Source organism: Streptococcus sp. ZY19097, assembly GCF_040731245.1.
Taxonomy (GTDB): Bacteria; Bacillota; Bacilli; order Lactobacillales; family Streptococcaceae; genus Streptococcus; species Streptococcus orisratti.
Genome location: NZ_CP160400.1, coordinates 1,639,763 through 1,656,313 on the forward strand (window position 1 = coordinate 1,639,763; position 16,551 = coordinate 1,656,313).

General features: G+C 38.6%; 15 protein-coding genes. All 15 read right to left on the bottom strand.

The window, feature by feature from the left end:
* Window positions 1–131: 131 nt before the first annotated feature.
* The 15 genes from ABZ559_RS08285 to thrB all read right to left on the bottom strand — a co-directional run bounded on the left by ABZ559_RS08285 (window position 132) and on the right by thrB (window position 16,545).
* On the bottom strand, window positions 132–2,018 hold the full coding sequence (locus ABZ559_RS08285) for a beta-glucoside-specific PTS transporter subunit IIABC (RefSeq protein WP_367005940.1): 1,887 nt from the start codon (window positions 2,016–2,018) through the stop codon (window positions 132–134).
* Window positions 2,019–2,427: 409 nt separating this feature from the next.
* Window positions 2,428–3,264 carry a BglG family transcription antiterminator LicT gene (gene licT / locus ABZ559_RS08290; RefSeq protein ID WP_367005941.1) on the bottom strand — a complete coding sequence of 279 codons (837 nt, stop codon included), beginning with the start codon at window positions 3,262–3,264 and terminating at the stop codon, window positions 2,428–2,430.
* A gap of 182 nt (window positions 3,265–3,446) precedes the next feature.
* Window positions 3,447–4,979 (bottom strand): chloride channel protein, encoded by a 1,533-nt coding sequence (locus ABZ559_RS08295; protein ID WP_367005943.1) that lies wholly within the window; start codon window positions 4,977–4,979, stop codon window positions 3,447–3,449.
* Window positions 4,980–5,178: 199 nt separating this feature from the next.
* A complete protein-coding gene (locus ABZ559_RS08300) occupies window positions 5,179–6,252 on the bottom strand; it encodes an ABC transporter substrate-binding protein (RefSeq protein WP_367005945.1) in 1,074 nt (357 codons plus the stop codon).
* Window positions 6,245–7,030 carry an ABC transporter permease gene (locus tag ABZ559_RS08305; RefSeq protein WP_273403140.1) on the bottom strand — a complete coding sequence of 262 codons (786 nt, stop codon included), beginning with the start codon at window positions 7,028–7,030 and terminating at the stop codon, window positions 6,245–6,247. Before ABZ559_RS08305 ends, ABZ559_RS08300 begins: the two co-directional genes overlap by 8 nt.
* Window positions 7,027–7,821, bottom strand: a complete 795-nt coding sequence (locus ABZ559_RS08310; protein ID WP_367005947.1) for an ABC transporter permease — start codon at window positions 7,819–7,821, stop codon at window positions 7,027–7,029. The genes ABZ559_RS08305 and ABZ559_RS08310 overlap by 4 nt, the downstream gene beginning before the upstream one ends.
* The gene (locus tag ABZ559_RS08315; RefSeq protein WP_018375616.1) at window positions 7,805–8,959 is read right to left on the bottom strand and encodes an ABC transporter ATP-binding protein; all 1,155 of its coding nucleotides are present in this window, start codon (window positions 8,957–8,959) and stop codon (window positions 7,805–7,807) included. Before ABZ559_RS08315 ends, ABZ559_RS08310 begins: the two co-directional genes overlap by 17 nt.
* A 121-nt stretch (window positions 8,960–9,080) precedes the next feature.
* Entirely contained in the window at window positions 9,081–10,001 is a 921-nt protein-coding gene (gene murB / locus ABZ559_RS08320) for a UDP-N-acetylmuramate dehydrogenase (protein WP_367007647.1), read from the bottom strand.
* Between the two features lie 86 nt (window positions 10,002–10,087).
* Entirely contained in the window at window positions 10,088–10,561 is a 474-nt protein-coding gene (folK, locus tag ABZ559_RS08325; protein WP_018375614.1) for a 2-amino-4-hydroxy-6-hydroxymethyldihydropteridine diphosphokinase, read from the bottom strand.
* The gene (gene folB, locus ABZ559_RS08330; protein ID WP_367005948.1) at window positions 10,558–10,917 is read right to left on the bottom strand and encodes a dihydroneopterin aldolase; all 360 of its coding nucleotides are present in this window, start codon (window positions 10,915–10,917) and stop codon (window positions 10,558–10,560) included. Before folB ends, folK begins: the two co-directional genes overlap by 4 nt.
* Window positions 10,918–10,926: 9 nt before the next feature.
* Entirely contained in the window at window positions 10,927–11,736 is an 810-nt protein-coding gene (folP, locus tag ABZ559_RS08335; protein WP_367005949.1) for a dihydropteroate synthase, read from the bottom strand.
* A 9-nt stretch (window positions 11,737–11,745) separates the two neighbouring features.
* On the bottom strand, window positions 11,746–12,312 hold the full coding sequence (folE, locus tag ABZ559_RS08340; protein ID WP_033418568.1) for a GTP cyclohydrolase I FolE: 567 nt from the start codon (window positions 12,310–12,312) through the stop codon (window positions 11,746–11,748).
* 11 nt (window positions 12,313–12,323) lie between these two features.
* On the bottom strand, window positions 12,324–13,595 hold the full coding sequence (locus ABZ559_RS08345) for a folylpolyglutamate synthase/dihydrofolate synthase family protein (protein ID WP_367005951.1): 1,272 nt from the start codon (window positions 13,593–13,595) through the stop codon (window positions 12,324–12,326).
* A 103-nt stretch (window positions 13,596–13,698) separates the two neighbouring features.
* Entirely contained in the window at window positions 13,699–15,417 is a 1,719-nt protein-coding gene (pabB, locus tag ABZ559_RS08350; protein WP_367005952.1) for an aminodeoxychorismate synthase component I, read from the bottom strand.
* A gap of 261 nt (window positions 15,418–15,678) precedes the next feature.
* Window positions 15,679–16,545 carry a homoserine kinase gene (thrB, locus tag ABZ559_RS08355; protein WP_018375608.1) on the bottom strand — a complete coding sequence of 289 codons (867 nt, stop codon included), beginning with the start codon at window positions 16,543–16,545 and terminating at the stop codon, window positions 15,679–15,681.
* Window positions 16,546–16,551 lie beyond the last annotated feature (6 nt).

A 16,551-nucleotide genomic window follows, 5' to 3' on the forward strand; every position in this document is an offset into this window, starting at 1 on the left:
TGAAAAACACCAACAGTATTAACTAAAAACGAAACCTCCTTTCATAGATGAGTATCTATCTAACAAAAACAGAAAAGGAGCCGGGGAGTATTTCCCTAGCCCCTTTGATGCCTTATCCAAGTTAACAATCATTATTTAACAGCGGTTAATAGGTAGTCGCCTACATTGACGCGTGCTTCTTGAGTTGTCAAAACATCGTCATAATCTGCTGAATTTGTCACAATAACCGGAGAGATGATAGGAAGATTTGCATCACGAATAGTTGCCAAATCAAATTCAATCATTTTTTGACCCGCTTCTACTTTATCACCAACTTCAACAAATTTCTTGAAACCTTTACCAGCAAGAGATACAGTATCCATACCAATATGGATAAGGATTTCTGCACCGTTTTCTGTACGTATGCCAACAGCATGTCCTGTTGGAAATACAAGAGTAATTTCACCATTTACAGGCGCAACAACTGTACCATCAGCAGGCTTAATGGCAATCCCTTTGCCCATAGCCCCTGAGGCGAAGACTTCATCAGGGACATTTTCAAGTTTAACCACTTCACCAATCATTGGGCTAGCAATGATTTCTTGCTTGATTACTTTCAAATTAGCAGCTGGTGCCTCTGTTTTTTCATCAGCCGATACAGTTTTAGGACCACCGTAAAGATAAGGAATTTTAGTGAATTGTGTAAGAACAAAACCAAGAACAAATGATGCAGCAATAGCAATCAAATAGTAGATAAGGTTCATTGAGTTTTTAGCATTGATAAATGATGGAATTGAGAAAAGACCCATACCACCCATAACATACATTTTGACATCCATCAGACCAAGGAATGCACCTTGAATAGCACCAGCAACACAAGTCATGATGAATGGTGTACGCATTGGAAGCGTAATACCATAAATAGCAGGTTCAGTAACACCGAAGAGGGCTGAGATAAGTGCTGGAATAGCTAATTCACGAACTTTTGCTTCTTTAGTACGTAACATAATGTTAAGCAAAGCACCTGCTTGTGAGAAACAAATCGCAATTGATGCGACAAGGAGTGTACCTGAAGGATTTTGTTGTAATTCAAGAATAGCAAGTGGAACAAGTCCCCAGTGAAGACCGAACATAACCAATACTTGCCAAGCAGCACCAAGGATAAGTCCGTATAGGATTGGGCTGATACCATAAATGCCTGTAAAGAGCGCACCAACTAAATCACTTGTATAGTTCATGACAGGACCAATAGCTAAGTAAGCAAGTGGAACTGTAAGCAAGAGAACACAGAAAGGAACAACAAAGACCTTAACCACATCCGGAATAACCTTCTTAAAGAAATGTTCAATCTTTGAACCAACCCAGACTGTCAAGATGATTGGGAGTACAGTTGAAAGGTAGCTTGAAGTTGGGAAGATAACTGGAAGACCTAAGAATTTCACACCGCCCTTAGCAAAGCTAGCCGCAATGTCAGGATATACCAAAGCAAAGCCAAGAGCGAGCGCTGTAAATTGATCCATCTTGAAACGTTTAGCTGATGTAATAGCCAAGACTAGCGGTAAAAATTGGAATAGTCCGTCACCAGCAGCATTTAAAATGATGTAGAGGCCATCAGTCTCGGCAACACCAACGACTGCTAAAATGGCAACCACACCTTTAATCATACCCGCTGCAGAAAGTACGCCCAGCATGGGTTGGAAAAGACCAGATACCAAGGCGATGAAGCGGTCAAAGAGATTACCTTGAGGAACATCTCCTTCATCTACATCAATACCGCCTTCTCCTTGGATACCAGCAACCTTGAGAACAGTATCATAAACATCCGGCACGTGGTTACCAATAACAACTTGATATTGTCCACCAGCTTTGACGACGGTCACAATGCCATCTCGTTGTTTGAGATAGTCATCATCTGCTTTGCTTTCATCTTTCAAGGTGAAACGAAGACGTGTAACACAATGCACTAATTTGACAATGTTGTCTTTTCCACCAACATGGGCAACAATGTCTTGTGCTAATTCAGTATAATCTTTAGCCATAATCGGCTCCTTTCTTTTTACCTGGTTTTATCAAAACAAAAAACCTAAACAAATACCAAAGTGTACACCACTTCCTCAAAATGGAAACGTCTGTACATTCTCGTATTTATCTAGGTTTTGCCTGCTTACCAGTAACAATCCTTATGTTTATATTATAGCAGAACATTTCAAAATTGCAAGCGCTTTTATAAAAAATTTTATCTTCAGTAAAAAATTGTAACTGAAAGTTCTATAATGAAATTAGCCACTTAAAAATTTAAAAACCTCAGAAAAAACTGAGGTACAATATCAAGTCAAGGACATCTGAGTTTGATTTTTAAAGAAAGAATAAAACGGTTCTATCTCTAGACTACTGGTTTAATGCAGGGCTTTAATACACTTGCCATTTTTCTGCAAAACTAGGGACTTTTCACTTACTAGTCTCAAGTCTTTGAATATGGATTGTCAGATAAACCTGCTCATCACGACTCATTGGAAAGTTAAAGCGTGACTCTACATAATCCTTGATACGTTGCGTACAGATAAAAGCTTCAGGATAGTTTAATTTGACTTGTTCGTAAAGAAAACTATCATTTTTCCCTTGAACAGAGCCATTCAAAACGCGCTGAACAAAATATCTGACATGCGTGACAAAGCGATTATAACTTACGGATTCTTCATCAAAAGATGTTCCATAATAAAGCCGAACAATATCTAAAATATCAGCAACCGTCTTTGACAGTTGATAATTTTTCTCCACCATCCCCGCATCTTTTTCAGCATTGATGAAATGCAGAGCTATCGAGGCTGCTTCGTCTTCAGGTAAACGTGTTCCTAATTTCTTTTCAAGAATTTCAATAGCATCCTTAGCCAACTGAAATTCTTTTGGAAAGAACTTGCGCACCTCCCACCCCAATGGGTTGTCAATAGCCAGATTATCCTTAAGGCGAATGAGCGTGAAATGCAAATGATCTGCCAAAGAAATATAAAGAGATGTTTCGAAAGTCACTCCCAACCCCTCTTGAGCATGTTTGATAATATCAAAAACAGCCTCAATCTCTTCATTACTAAGATCTACATAAACCCTAGACAACTCATTAGCAATATTACTATCTTCTAGGACAAATTTCTTTTCAATCTTTGAAAGATCTAACTCATCTCCTACTTTTTTCTGAAAGCCTAGCCCCTTGCCCATAACAATAGCCTCTTCCCCGCTGTCTTCTCTAATTTGGACAACATTGTTATTGTAGACCTTGTCAATTTTCATTCTAGTCCTCCTACAAATGAGATATAAATAACCTAGATACACCGAAAAATCAGTCCAAAGACTTCATCGAGTATCTAGGTTTTGCCTGCTTATCAGTAACAATCCTCTTCCACATAATTGTATCAAAAAGCAGGATAAAATGAAAGGGGATACAAGATATTTTATAGATGGATTTTTTAATCTTACATTAACAGTTTTCTGACAGTGTCAATCTCAGGTTCGTTTACAACAAGAAAAATGGTGTTCCCTGCTGTCAAACGTGTATTTCCTGTAACAACTTCTGCTTGTTTATGATGAACTTGTGTCGTGATGAGAACATTTTTGGGGAGAGTTAATTCTTTAACATATTTACCAGCTATTTTATCTGAAACTGTGAGTTCAATCAAGGTCGGTTCAATAACCTCACGATTAGATGGGAGGGTCATTTTAGCAAGCATGGCTTCATAAATTGGTTCTCCTTTACAAATGTCCATTGTCAGATAGGAAACCAGAGTTACCACACCGATGGCCATCAATTGGCGAAGATCTCCAACCATCTCTGTCACTAAAATCATTGCCGTTAGCGGAGCTTTTGATATAGCACCGAAGTAACCTGCCATACCAAGCACAATAAACAAAGGGAGGATGCTGGCATCAAGCAACCGCATATTTTCAAAAAAGAGAGCAAAAGATAATCCTGCCAAGGCACCAAGGGTCAAAATCGGAAGAAAAATTCCTCCCGGAAGACCGCTACCGTAGGAAATCATACTCCAGACAAACCGTATGATAAAAAACAGTAAGGCAATTTCCAAAGTAAGGTGACTATCTGATAAAGAAGTGATGATACTGTTACCCCCACCTAGAAGTTGTGGGAAAAAATAAGCAATAGGCAAGGTTAAGACAACCGCGATAAGACCATAAAAATACGATGGTAGACGCAACATTTTCCCCAGTTTATCATAAAAATTACCAACATTTAGAATGACAATCTCATAGATATAACCCAAAACACCCAAAAAAATACCCAATAATAGAAAAATCCAATATTGTTTAAGTTCAAGAGAAGGAAGATTTCCTGGCATAGCCAAAACAGGCGTCAAACCAAAAATATTAAGTGAAATAAAATTTGCAACTAAACTAGCAACTAATGCTGTCACCCAAACAAGACTTGAAAAATGATGATAAACTTCTTCCACGACAAAGAGTAAGCCAGCAATTGGTGCATTAAAGGCGGCAGACAACCCTGCTGCTGCACCACCTGCTATCAAAACACGTTTTTCAACACGACTTGCTTCTAAAAAGTGTGCCAAACCTTTAGCAGTCATAGCTCCCAATTGAATGCTTGGACCTTCACGTCCCAACATAAGCCCCATAGAAATGGCAAGAATACCACCTACAAATTTTTTCCAGAGGACACTCCACCAATTAGGGTGAAGTAAACCTTTCAATTCCCCCTCAACATGAGGAATCCCCGAACCTTTAATATCAGAGTCTGACTTCATGAGAATACCAATAAAGACGACACATATCAAACTAATTGCAACAATAGGCAATAGCAAGAGAGGATTGGACTGAGCTTGATGATAAAAAGACTTAACTTGTTTGAAAATTAGCTCAATAAATAGTCTAAAAAGACTAACAACGACACCAGAGGCAATACCGATAAGAATGCCTCGCCAAACGAAATTTAAAATGGAACCAGTAGCAAACTGGAATTCCTCATGATGATTATGCATAATATCTCCATTTTTGCCTTGCGGTAAGAAATCTAGAACATAAAAGACAATGTTAGAACTTCTACCACTCTTTCTCCCTCTATTGTACCAAAACTCATACTAAGTTTCGAGGAGATTTTATAAATTCAAAAGAGCCTAAACCGCAGAAGATCTTTGTTTGACCTCCTATATGCAGTCCCTTAGACTCTTTTAGACTATATTATTTTCGGTACATTTTGAATTGAAGATAGAGGTCATTATATATACCTAACCATTTCTCACCTAGATTATCATAAACCTCGAGATTAGCAATGGTTTTTTCAGAAGGATAAAAAGCTTTATCATTTTTAATGTCATCTGGTAACAAGGCTTTAGCGGATTTATTTGGTGTTGCATAACCAATATATTCAGCATTTTGTGCAGCATTCTTAGGTTCCATTATAAAGCTAATGAAGGCGTAAGCTTCTTTCTTATGCTTTACTGTTTTTGGAATAACAAGATTATCAAACCAAAGATTAGAACCCTCACTTGGTACCACATAACGTAGATCTTCATTTGAACTTAACATTTCACTAGCTTCACCTGAAAAAGTGACACCAATGGCTGCATCACCTTGAATCATGTACCCCTTCATTTCATCACCAACAATAGCCTTGATATTAGGAGTCAAACTATTTAGTTTTTGTTCTACTTCTTCTAGACGCTCGTAATTTTTAGTATTTAAACTATATCCTAAAGTATTTAGACCTAGTCCCATAATCTCGCGCGCACCATCAACCAACATGATATCATTTCGGTATTCTTCTCGCCATAAATCCTTCCAGTGTTCTGGTGCTTGTTTGACCATTGTTGTATTGTAAACAATTCCGACTGTTCCCCAAAAATATGGAATGGAATAATCATTTTTGGGATCAAAACTCAATCCTAAGAATTCATCCCCTATATTATCCAAGCCACTGATTTGTGATTTGTCCAGTTTAACCAAAAGATTTTCCTTAATCATCTTATCAATCATGTAATCAGAAGGAACAGCGATATCATAGGTAGTTCCGCCTTGCTTAATCTTAGTGTACATAGCTTCGTTGGAATCAAAGGTCTCATATTGAACTTCAATGCCTGTCTCTTTAGTAAACTTGGTTAAAAGTTCAGGATCAATGTAATCTCCCCAATTGTAAATCACCAACTTATCAGACTGACTTCCGGAACTTGAACTCTTTTGCAAATAAAAAGCAAAGCAAAATAAAATGAGAATGATGGCAACAACCCCTGCCACAAAAGAATAAAGTTTACGCATGCTTTTCCTCCTTCTCCTGTGAAATAAAATAGTAGCCAATCACCAACAAGACACTAAATAAGAAGACAATAGTAGATAAAGCATTGATTTCTAAAGAAATTCCTTTACGCGCTCGTGAGTAAATTTCAACAGATAGGGTTGAAAATCCATTCCCAGTAACAAAGAAAGTGACTGCAAAATCATCCAATGAATAGGTAAAGGCCATAAAGAAGCCTGAAATAATTCCTGGGGTTAGATAGGGGAGCATAACCTCACGCAACATCTGCCAAGTGCTTGCACCTAAATCATAAGCCGCTTTAATCATATCATCATTCATCTCTTTGAGACGGGGCAATACCATAAGCACCACAATTGGAATTGAAAAGGCAACGTGACTGAGTAGTACTGATAGGAAACCGAGCTGGAACCCTAGAAAACCGAGCATCGTAAACAAAATAAGGAAACTAGCACCAATCATAACATCAGGGGAAACTAGTAAGACATTATTCAGAGATAAAAGAGCATTCTGATATCTTGATTTAGTTTGATAAATAAAAATCGTTCCGAAAGTACCAATAATAGTTGCAATTAAAGCACTCAAGAAGGCTAAAAAGAATGTCTGTACCAAAATCAACATGAGACGACTATCTTCGAACATTGTTTGGTAATGTTCCAAAGTAAACCCTGTAAAGCCATTCATATCACCAGCAGAATTGAAAGAGTAAAAAATCAAATAAGCAATTGGAACATAAAGGATAACAAAGACAAGAGTCAAATATAAGTTTGCAATTTTTTTCATTTTTGTCTCTCCGTCGTTAGCCACATGGTTGCTAGCATTGCCATAATTAAAATCACACCAATCGTTGACCCCATTCCCCAGTTTTGTGTTGTGAGAAAATGTTGCTCAATAGCGGTTCCAAGCGTAATCACTCGATTTCCTCCAATTAAACGGGTCAGCATAAAGAGACTTAAACTAGGAATGAAAACAGACTGAACCCCACTTCTGACACCATTTAGAGATAGTGGAAAAATCACTCTGGTAAAGGTTTGTGCATCGGTTGCTCCTAAGTCATAACTGGCATTGATGACGTTGTCATCAATATCATCGAGTGCATTAAAAATTGGCAAGAGCATAAAAGGAATCTCAATATAGGAGGCAACAAAAATGAAAGAAAAATCCGTAAATAAAATTTGCTTTGGCCCGATACCAACAAATTCTAAAAAGGCATTGACACCACCTTGATGACCAAAAATCCCCATAAAAGCGTAAGCCTTTAACAAGAGATTAACCCAAGTAGGTAAAACAATCAACATCAACAACAGTTGCTTGTGTTTGAGTTTTGTCAATAAATAAGCAGCTGGGTAACTAATAATAAGTGTCACCAAGGTAATAACTCCGGCATAAATTATGGAATTAAAACTCATACGAAGGTAGGTCCATGAACTAAAGAAAGTCGCATAGTTAGCAAGAGTAAAGTGACCTTGAATATCAAAAAACGATTGATAAAGCAAGAGGAACAAGGGTGCAACAACAAATAAAACAATCCAAAGTAGATAGGGTACAGAGAACAGACTAGAGGTTTTCTTCATGTCTCTCCTCCTCAATGGCATTAATCAGACCATCTTCATGCTCTTCAATTTCCACATATTCTTCAATACGCGCATCAAACTCTTCTTCAGTCTCATTGAGACGCATGATATGAATATCTTCTGGGGTAAAATTCAACCCAATAACCTCACCCTCAATAGCCTTACGCGTAGAATGAATCATCCATTCGTTGCCTAATTCATCGTAGGCGATAATTTCATAGTGAACACCCCGGAAAAGCTGCGTGTCAACCTTGACTTGCAATTTACCTTCTTCTGGCAACGTAATCTGCAAATCCTCAGGACGAATGACAATTTCAACTGGTTCATTGGGACGCATCCCACCATCAACCGCCTCAAAACGTTTGCCGTTAAATTCTACCAAATAATCTTTAATCATTTTACCGGACAGAATATTAGATTCCCCGATAAAATTTGCTACAAAATGGTTAATTGGTTCATCATAGATATCAACAGGTGTCCCCGATTGAACAATTTCCCCCTCGTTCATGACAAAAATCCAGTCTGACATCGCCAAGGCTTCTTCTTGATCATGTGTGACAAAAACAAAAGTGATTCCAAGACGTTGCTGTAACTCTCGCAATTCGTACTGCATTTCCGTTCGTAGTTTTAAATCAAGAGCCGATAGCGGTTCATCCAAGAGAACAACACGAGGTTGATTAATGATGGCACGTGCAATCGCTACACGCTGACGCTGCCCACCTGATAATTTTTGAATAGGACGTTTCTCAAACCCTTCCAATTGCACCATTTTCAGAGCTTCTTTTACTCGGATTTCAATTTCCTTTTTGTCTACCTTTTTTAGTTTTAAAGCAAAAGCAACATTTTCAAAAACATTCATATGTGGAAAAAGAGCATAATTCTGAAAAACAGTGTGGACATCGCGTTTATTGGTTGGGACATCATTGATTCGTTTGCCATCCAGATAAACATCACCCGATGAAGCGTCTAAGAGACCAGCAATGATATTTAAAATAGTGGACTTTCCACTACCTGAAGCACCTAGAAGGGTGTAAAATTTCCCTTCTTCCAGTTCAAAATTAATATTTTTCAAAACAACGGTATCGTTATCTTCGAAAACTTTTGACACATTATTAAATGCAATGATTGGATTAGTCAATTCTCATAAAACCTCTATATTCTATTTTTAACAAGGGAGTTTCACATCTTCAAGAAAGGAAAGTTCACATGCTTACACCTTGTTGAACAAGCAGTAACCTTATAACCTTAGATGAGCACATCTATTCATTAGACTTGTCAGAAAGCTTTTCTCCAATAATTCGAACTTCTGGCTCTAAACGAATACCAGAATGAGCTTCGACAGCCTCAATGACATAAGTAATTAAATCTTCATAATCTTTGGCACAGCCGTCAGCGACATTAACCATAAAACCAGCATGTTTTTTACTCACTTCAACGCCACCGATACGGTAACCTTTTAAGTTGGCTTCACTAATCAGCTGACCAGCAAAATGACCAAGTGGTCGCTTAAATACAGACCCGCACGACGGAGATTCTAGGGGTTGTTTTAATTCACGCAGATGGGTCAGGCGAGCCATCTCTTGACTGATTTTGACATAATCCCCCGCCTTAAGAGCAAATTTAGCAGAAATAACCACATCTCCTGTATCTTGAACAACCGAATGGCGGTAGCCAAATTTCATATCGCGTCCTTCAATGGTTTTGATATTTCCTTCTTTAGTCAACACTTGGGCAGAAATCAAAATGTGAGCAATCTCACCACCGTAGGCTCCAGCATTCATAAAGACAGCTCCACCAATGCTACCAGGGATGCCACAGGCAAATTCAAAACCAGTTAAACTATGGAATTTTGCAACACGGGTCGTCTCAATCAGATTGGCTCCTGCTTCTGCTTCAATAACATAACCGTCAACTGTCACACCATTGAGCTTATCAAACATAATGACAAAGCCACGGATACCCCCATCTCGCACAATAATATTACTAGCGTTTCCCAAAACCATCCAAGGTAGGCTATGAGCATTTGCAAACTTGACAATCCGAGACAGCTCATAGCGATTTCTAGGAAAGGCCAAATAGTCTACTGGGCCTCCTACTTTTGTATAGGTGTACTTTTTTAGAGGTTCATCAACACGAATGTCAATTCCCTTTAACTCTTCATTTAAAAAATTAATCATGATTTCTTTCCAAACTTTTCAATACTAAAAAATCGGCACAAAGCCGATTATAATTATATCAAAAAACACAAGATTTGACGATAGGAATTCTAAACTTTTACAATGTGACTGGTGTCCAGTTGGAGTAATTTTTCAGAGAGTTTTTCTCCCTTAACTCTTAAGTCTGGATCAAGTTCCAAAAGAGGCACCAGAACAAAAGCCCGCTGAGTCATGTAGGGATGAGGGATTTTGAGTACTTCCGTATCAATGACTTCCTCACCAAAAAGCAGGATGTCAATATCCAAGGTTCTTGGCCCCCAATGTTGATGCCGAACACGGTCGAGTTCCTTTTCTATTCTTTGACAATGGCCGAGCAATTCTTGCGATTTAAGCTGTGTTTCAAGTTCACAACAGAGGTTGAAAAAATCATCTTGATCTGTCAGACCCCAAGCTGGTGTTTCATAGAGTGAGGACACCTCAATAAGTTGTGTTCTCGGCAGCTTTGATAAGGCGGTAATTGCTCTATTCAGATAGTCTCGTCTGTCTCCAATATTTGAACCCAAACTTAAATACACGCGTGTCATCGACTACGCTCCAATTCAACTCCTACCGCATCATAATGTCCCTTAATCGGAGGATTTTCTTTGGTAATACGAAGAGTGATAGCTTGTACAGCAGCAAATTGTTCAAAAATATCCTCACAAATAGCACCAGCTAAACGTTCAATCAGTTTGTATTTTTTCCCCTCTACCTGACGTTGAATCGTCTCAAAAACCATCCCATAGTGTACCGTGTCTTCCAAGTCATCTGTCTGTGCTGCTTTTTCTAAATCCACCTGTAAAGTACAATCAATGACAAAAATTTGACCTAAGGTCTGTTCCTCAACAAAAGCACCGTGATAACCATAAAAACGGCAACCTTTCAAAATAATCTTGTCCATTTCCGTCTCCTAAATCAATTGGCTAATAACCTTAATAATGTCGCGGTTAAGATCAACATTATGAACGCGAACGATCTGACATCCTTTACTGATAGCCCAAGCAGAAAGAGCCGCTGTCCCCATATCTCTCTCCAAAGCGGCAGTATCGCCTCCAAGAAGATAGTCCACTACACGTTTACGAGAAATACCAAAAAGGACAGGATAACCTAGTTGGCAAACCCTATCTAGCCCTTTAAGTAAGTCTATATTTTGCTCAACATTTTTGGCAAAACCAAAGCCAGGATCAATCCAAATATTTTCCCTAGCAACTCCAGCTTCTAATGCAGCTTGAGCTCGTTTATTCAAAAAGTCGCAGACTTCTAACGTGATATTTTGATAACTCTCCTCATCTTGATTGTGCATTAAAATGATAGGAACATTTTTTTCAGCCGCTAAGGCCAACATCTGACCATCATAGAGTCCCGCCCAAACATCATTAAGAATATCAGCTCCAGCTTCTAAAGCAGCACGTGCAGTTTCTGTTTTATAAGTGTCAATACTGACCAAGACATCAAAGCGCTCCTTAATCGCCTTGATAACAGGAACTACACGTGTAATCTCTTCCTCTGTCTCTACAAACTCTACAAAACCGTATCCAGATCGTGTTGATTCTCCACCAACATCAATAATTTTGGCACCTTCTTCTACCATTTTAGCAACCTGTGCCAAGGCCTGTTCAATCTCAGTGTAATGCCCCCCATCAGAAAAAGAATCAGGTGTCACGTTCAGAACACCCATAATACAAGCATTTCCTGAAATATCATGTTTTCCGATTTTCATAGTTTCTCCTTACTTCTCACGAATTAAAGATAGTATCTCCTTACGTTCTTCACGATTATCTTTGAAAATACCTCTAGCAACTGTTGTAACAGTTTTACTACCAGGCTTTTTAATACCGCGCATGGTCATGCACATATGCTCTGCTTCCAACATGACAAAAACACCTTTAGGCTGCAAGGCCTCTTCAAGAGCATCCGCAACCTGAGCATTGAGACGCTCTTGAAGTTGAGGACGTTTGCTAGCAACTTCAACAGCTCGTGCTAGCTTGCTCAGACCAGTGACGCGACCATCACTTGGCAGATAGGCAACATGGGCCACACCATAAAATGGCACAAGATGATGTTCACACATAGAATAAAAAGGAATATCCTTGACCAAGACAACCTCGTCATGATTTTCAGTAAAAACAGCAGTAAATTGATCCTTAGGATCCTCATTTAGTCCTGAAAACATTTCTTGGTACATTTTTGCGACACGTTTAGGAGTCTCAATAAGCCCCTCTCGTTCGGGATTTTCTCCCAAAGCCTCTAACAACTGATAGATAGCTTGTTCCAGTTTTTCTTGATTGTTCGTCATATTTTGTAATCTCATTTCTCTTTTTTCTGTCTTGGCTGTCTTGAGAGAAGTTCTTGCCTCACTTGCGAGATAAAATAAAGCGATCCTGTAATGATATAAAAATCTTTTTCGCTCTGCTCATCTATCTCATCCAACCAATCTTGCCACTTTTCAACTCTGTGGTAACCTTTTGGATAGTCAGTCAAGTTGAGGGCAGTTGGGTAATCAAAACTCGTCACCTGAACAGGGGCTACTTGACTAAGAATGGACAGCATACTATCAACTGGCTTAGTGTTAATAGCCGCTAGGAGGATGTGGATGTTCTTATCTTTATAAGATTTCAAAACATCAACCAATGCAGTAATGCTCTCATTATTGTGTGCTCCATCAATCATGACATTTGGTGCCATCAGTTCTGTTCGCCCCGCCCATTTGGTTTGCAAAAGTCCCTGTCTTATGGCTTTTTCATCAACTTTTGGATAATCTTCCGACAAGAGCAAAGCTGCAGTGATGACTAGACTAGCATTTCTAACCTGATGTTCTCCTTTCATTGAAAGACGAACATTCGTCATTCGAACCGTCTGGCTGGTATAATCAAATCCTCCTTTGTGTAAGGTGACATGAAAGTCTTTGTTTAAGCGATAAGTTTGACTTTTATTTTGTTGAGCATTTTTTTCAAATACTTCAACGACATCCTCACGTTCACTGGCATAAATAAATGGAACGCCTTCTTTGAGAACACCAACTTTTTGCGCAGCAATTTCTTTATATGTCTCGCCAAGGACTGCTTGATGATCCAATCCGATAGATGGGCAAATAACTGCTAGAGCTTTAAAAACATTGGTAGAATCATATAATCCCCCCATACCTGCCTCAATAAAAGCAATATCAACTGGGTGCTGGTGACCAAAATATTCAAACATTAAAACAGTGATAACTTCAAATTCCGTTGCCGCTTCAAAGTCAGGCATTTTATCTAAAGCATCCACAATCGGTTTAACCTTTTCAACCAATGTTACAAAATCAGGCTCGGAAATCATCTCACCATCAATGCTGATACGTTCTCTAAAGTCAACAATATAAGGTGAGGTAAATGTCCCAACATGATACCCAGCTTGACTGAAAATATGTTGTAAGTAACTGGTTGTTGAACCTTTACCATTTGTTCCGACAATATGAACAGCAGACAAATTATTCTGCGGATTGCCAAGTTCATTTAACATCCAGAGCATACGTTCCAAGCCTGGTTTAATACCAAATTTTAAACGACTATGTATCCAATTCAAGCATTCTTGATAATTCATGATGACACTTCTTTCAAAAACAGATTAGTTCTATTATACCACAGGAAAGAGACTAGAAACTAACTAAGCTGACTTTTATCCTTGTATTCAAATATTAGTTTTATTAATCAACAATCTCCAAAGGATAAAGGCCACGAACAGCGTTACAAGCATACACTTGTTGTGCTTTCTTTAGATCTTCTCTAGTCAATAAAACTTCTTTGACCTTACCACTTTTTATGAGATAGTTTCGATAAATTCCTTCTAAAAGCCCCACTTTAGCAGGCGGCGTCAACCATTCCCCATCAATCTCTAAAATGAGATTTGCAATAGAAGTTTCTTGAAGATAGCCTTCTGGAGAAATAAAGATTTGGTCACTACCCTGTGTAGAAATATGCGGCCGATAAGATGTCTTGAAAAAAGTGAACGGTTGGTCAAGCAACACTTTTCGCTCCACAAGCTTTGCTTTCAAAAATGTTTTGGGGAGATCTGCAAGTTCTTCAGTATCAAGGTGCAACTGCCCAGATTTCTCAAGTCTGATTCGCATACGATAGTTTTGCTGCTTATCAAGTCCTTTCAATGCCTCCTCAATATTTCTTCTTGCCTTATCTTTATCAAATGAATAGTCAAAATAGTCGCTTGATTCTAAAAGACGTTGCAAATGCTCCTCTAAAAACGTAAGCTTTCCCTCACAAATTTTTCCAGTTGTTATCAGGTCAAATTGTTTTTGCTGCCTATAAAGTATAGCACTCTTTTGACATGTTTCTTCGTATTCATCTTGCCATTGACTATCCCAGGTAATGCCGCCACCTACTCCATAAATAGCCTGACTACGATAAATCTGCAAGGTTCGTATAGCAACATTAAAAATGCAATCTCCGTTTGGTAGGCAGATTCCCACCGTTCCACAGTAAACACCACGCGGTTCATTCTCTAGACGATAAATGGTGTCCATTGTGGATAATTTTGGTGCACCTGTGATAGAACCACAGGGAAATAGAGCTGTAAAAACATCTACCAAATCCGTATCAATTTTTAAATGACTTTCAATGGTTGATGTCATCTGCCAGACCGTTGAATAGCGCTCAAGCTGACAAAGTTTAGTGACCGTAACGCTACCAATCTCAGAAATACGTCCCATATCGTTTCTCAGCAAATCCACAATCATCATATTTTCTGCACGGTTTTTGACATCCTGTTCTAGCCAATTTCTTTGAGCTAAATCTTCAGAACTATTTTTCCCGCGTTTGGTCGTTCCTTTCATCGGACGTGTTCTCAACACGCGTTGCTTTTTCTCAAAAAATAATTCTGGACTAGCCGAAACCACCGCAAAATCATCGTGCGCTACATAAATATTGTAAGCTGCCCCTTGCTCAACAACAAGTCTATTGTAAATAGCAAAGCTGTCTGTTTCTACTTCACTTTTCAACTGAACCGTGTAATTTACTTGATAGGTATTTCCATGCCTAATCTGATGATGAATTTCTGAAATAGCTTCCTCATAAACTTTTTTGTTGGTCAAATTATCCCAGTGCTTTGGCATTACAACATCATTGTAGGTTAAAGGAAATATATCTTGAACAGCGGTCTCATGAACAGTAAAATAAGCAAAATGCTCACCTGACAACTGTCTTTGGTGAACCTGACATTTAGGCTCGAAAGCCTTACTGGCTTCGTAAGAAAGGTAACCAACTACATAATACCCTTGTTTTTGATAGCTTTCTACTTTCCTTAAGACAGGAATAACTTCCTCTAAACGCTCTGCAATTAACTCTCGTAAGGGATTTTTAAAAACCAAACGCTGTCCCAAATCTTTGAAATCAACAACAGTTTGTTTGTGCATTCTTTCTCCTCATCAGAAAACCCTTGACCAAAATCAAGAGTTCTTTTTTCATTTCATATACTTATACTCAATGAAAATCAAAAGTAGCCTAGGAAACGAAGTCGACGATAGAACTTGAGTTCATCAAGGCAAGTTGACAACGGATAATTTTGATTTTCGAAGAGTATTATTCAAAGTAAAAGTCACTTGTTAGCCATTCTAAAACTAGTTAGAACGCCCTTCATAGAAGATGAAAACTAGATTTTAAAAATTCTTAAAAAATCAATCTTCTACAATAACACCGTTAGTATCCACACGCAAAGAGCATACTTGTCCATCTAACTGCAATGCCTTTAGACCTGCTAAAATGGTTTCTTCTTTGTCCTTGCTAGCCAAAACCATTACTGTTGGACCAGCACCAGACAAATACGTTGCATAGGCACCTTCTTTTTTGGCTAGAGCTTTAATTGGTGAAAACTCCTTAACTAACTGTTGACGGAAACGTTCATGGAAAAGGTCGCCCTGAATAGCTTGACCTGCTTTCACTAAGTCTCCTGTCAATAGCGCAGCGATTGCCACATTAGCAACTGAAGAAGCCGCAACAGCTTCTTTATAGCTGAGTTCACTAGGGAGGACACCACGACTATCACTCGTCTTTAGCTCATAATTCGGAATAAAGGCAATAAAAGCTGTTTCTGGAAAATCAGCCACAATGCTACTGACTTTCTGATTCAGATAACTAGAGATAACCAGATTCCCAAAAATAGCTGGCGCAACATTATCTGGATGACCTTCAATTTCAGTTGCAATTGCTAATTTTTCATCAGCTGTCAAGTTCAAATTTGCCAACTGATTAGCAAGTTCAATACCCGCTACAATAACAGAACTTGATGAGCCTAGTCCTCTAGCCAAGGGCACATCAGAGATCATCTTAATCCGATGTGGTTGTATAGTTGACGTGACCCGAAGTGCTGTTTTAATCAAAAGATTGGAGGCATCGGTTGGAATATTTTCTCCCAAGTCATGCTCAATAAACCAATCTTTAGATGGCTCCATAATCACAATTTCAAGGTATTTTGAAAGAGCAACACCAACTGAGTCAAAACCAGGACCAATATTGGCAGACGTTGCAGGTACAATAATTTTCATGAGTTT

What these genes read in the sequence shown, in the direction of transcription:
- ABZ559_RS08285 (WP_367005940.1), bottom strand. Translation starts at nt 2,018, where the DNA reads ATGGCTAAAGATTATACTGAATTAGCACAAGACATTGTTGCCCATGTT.
- licT (WP_367005941.1), bottom strand. Translation starts at nt 3,264, where the DNA reads ATGAAAATTGACAAGGTCTACAATAACAATGTTGTCCAAATTAGAGAA.
- ABZ559_RS08295 (WP_367005943.1), bottom strand. Translation starts at nt 4,979, where the DNA reads ATGCATAATCATCATGAGGAATTCCAGTTTGCTACTGGTTCCATTTTA.
- ABZ559_RS08300 (WP_367005945.1), bottom strand. Translation starts at nt 6,252, where the DNA reads ATGCGTAAACTTTATTCTTTTGTGGCAGGGGTTGTTGCCATCATTCTC.
- ABZ559_RS08305 (WP_273403140.1), bottom strand. Translation starts at nt 7,030, where the DNA reads ATGAAAAAAATTGCAAACTTATATTTGACTCTTGTCTTTGTTATCCTT.
- ABZ559_RS08310 (WP_367005947.1), bottom strand. Translation starts at nt 7,821, where the DNA reads ATGAAGAAAACCTCTAGTCTGTTCTCTGTACCCTATCTACTTTGGATT.
- folK (WP_018375614.1), bottom strand. Translation starts at nt 10,561, where the DNA reads ATGACACGCGTGTATTTAAGTTTGGGTTCAAATATTGGAGACAGACGA.
- folB (WP_367005948.1), bottom strand. Translation starts at nt 10,917, where the DNA reads ATGGACAAGATTATTTTGAAAGGTTGCCGTTTTTATGGTTATCACGGT.
- folP (WP_367005949.1), bottom strand. Translation starts at nt 11,736, where the DNA reads ATGAAAATCGGAAAACATGATATTTCAGGAAATGCTTGTATTATGGGT.
- folE (WP_033418568.1), bottom strand. Translation starts at nt 12,312, where the DNA reads ATGACGAACAATCAAGAAAAACTGGAACAAGCTATCTATCAGTTGTTA.
- ABZ559_RS08345 (WP_367005951.1), bottom strand. Translation starts at nt 13,595, where the DNA reads ATGAATTATCAAGAATGCTTGAATTGGATACATAGTCGTTTAAAATTT.
- pabB (WP_367005952.1), bottom strand. Translation starts at nt 15,417, where the DNA reads ATGCACAAACAAACTGTTGTTGATTTCAAAGATTTGGGACAGCGTTTG.
- thrB (WP_018375608.1), bottom strand. Translation starts at nt 16,545, where the DNA reads ATGAAAATTATTGTACCTGCAACGTCTGCCAATATTGGTCCTGGTTTT.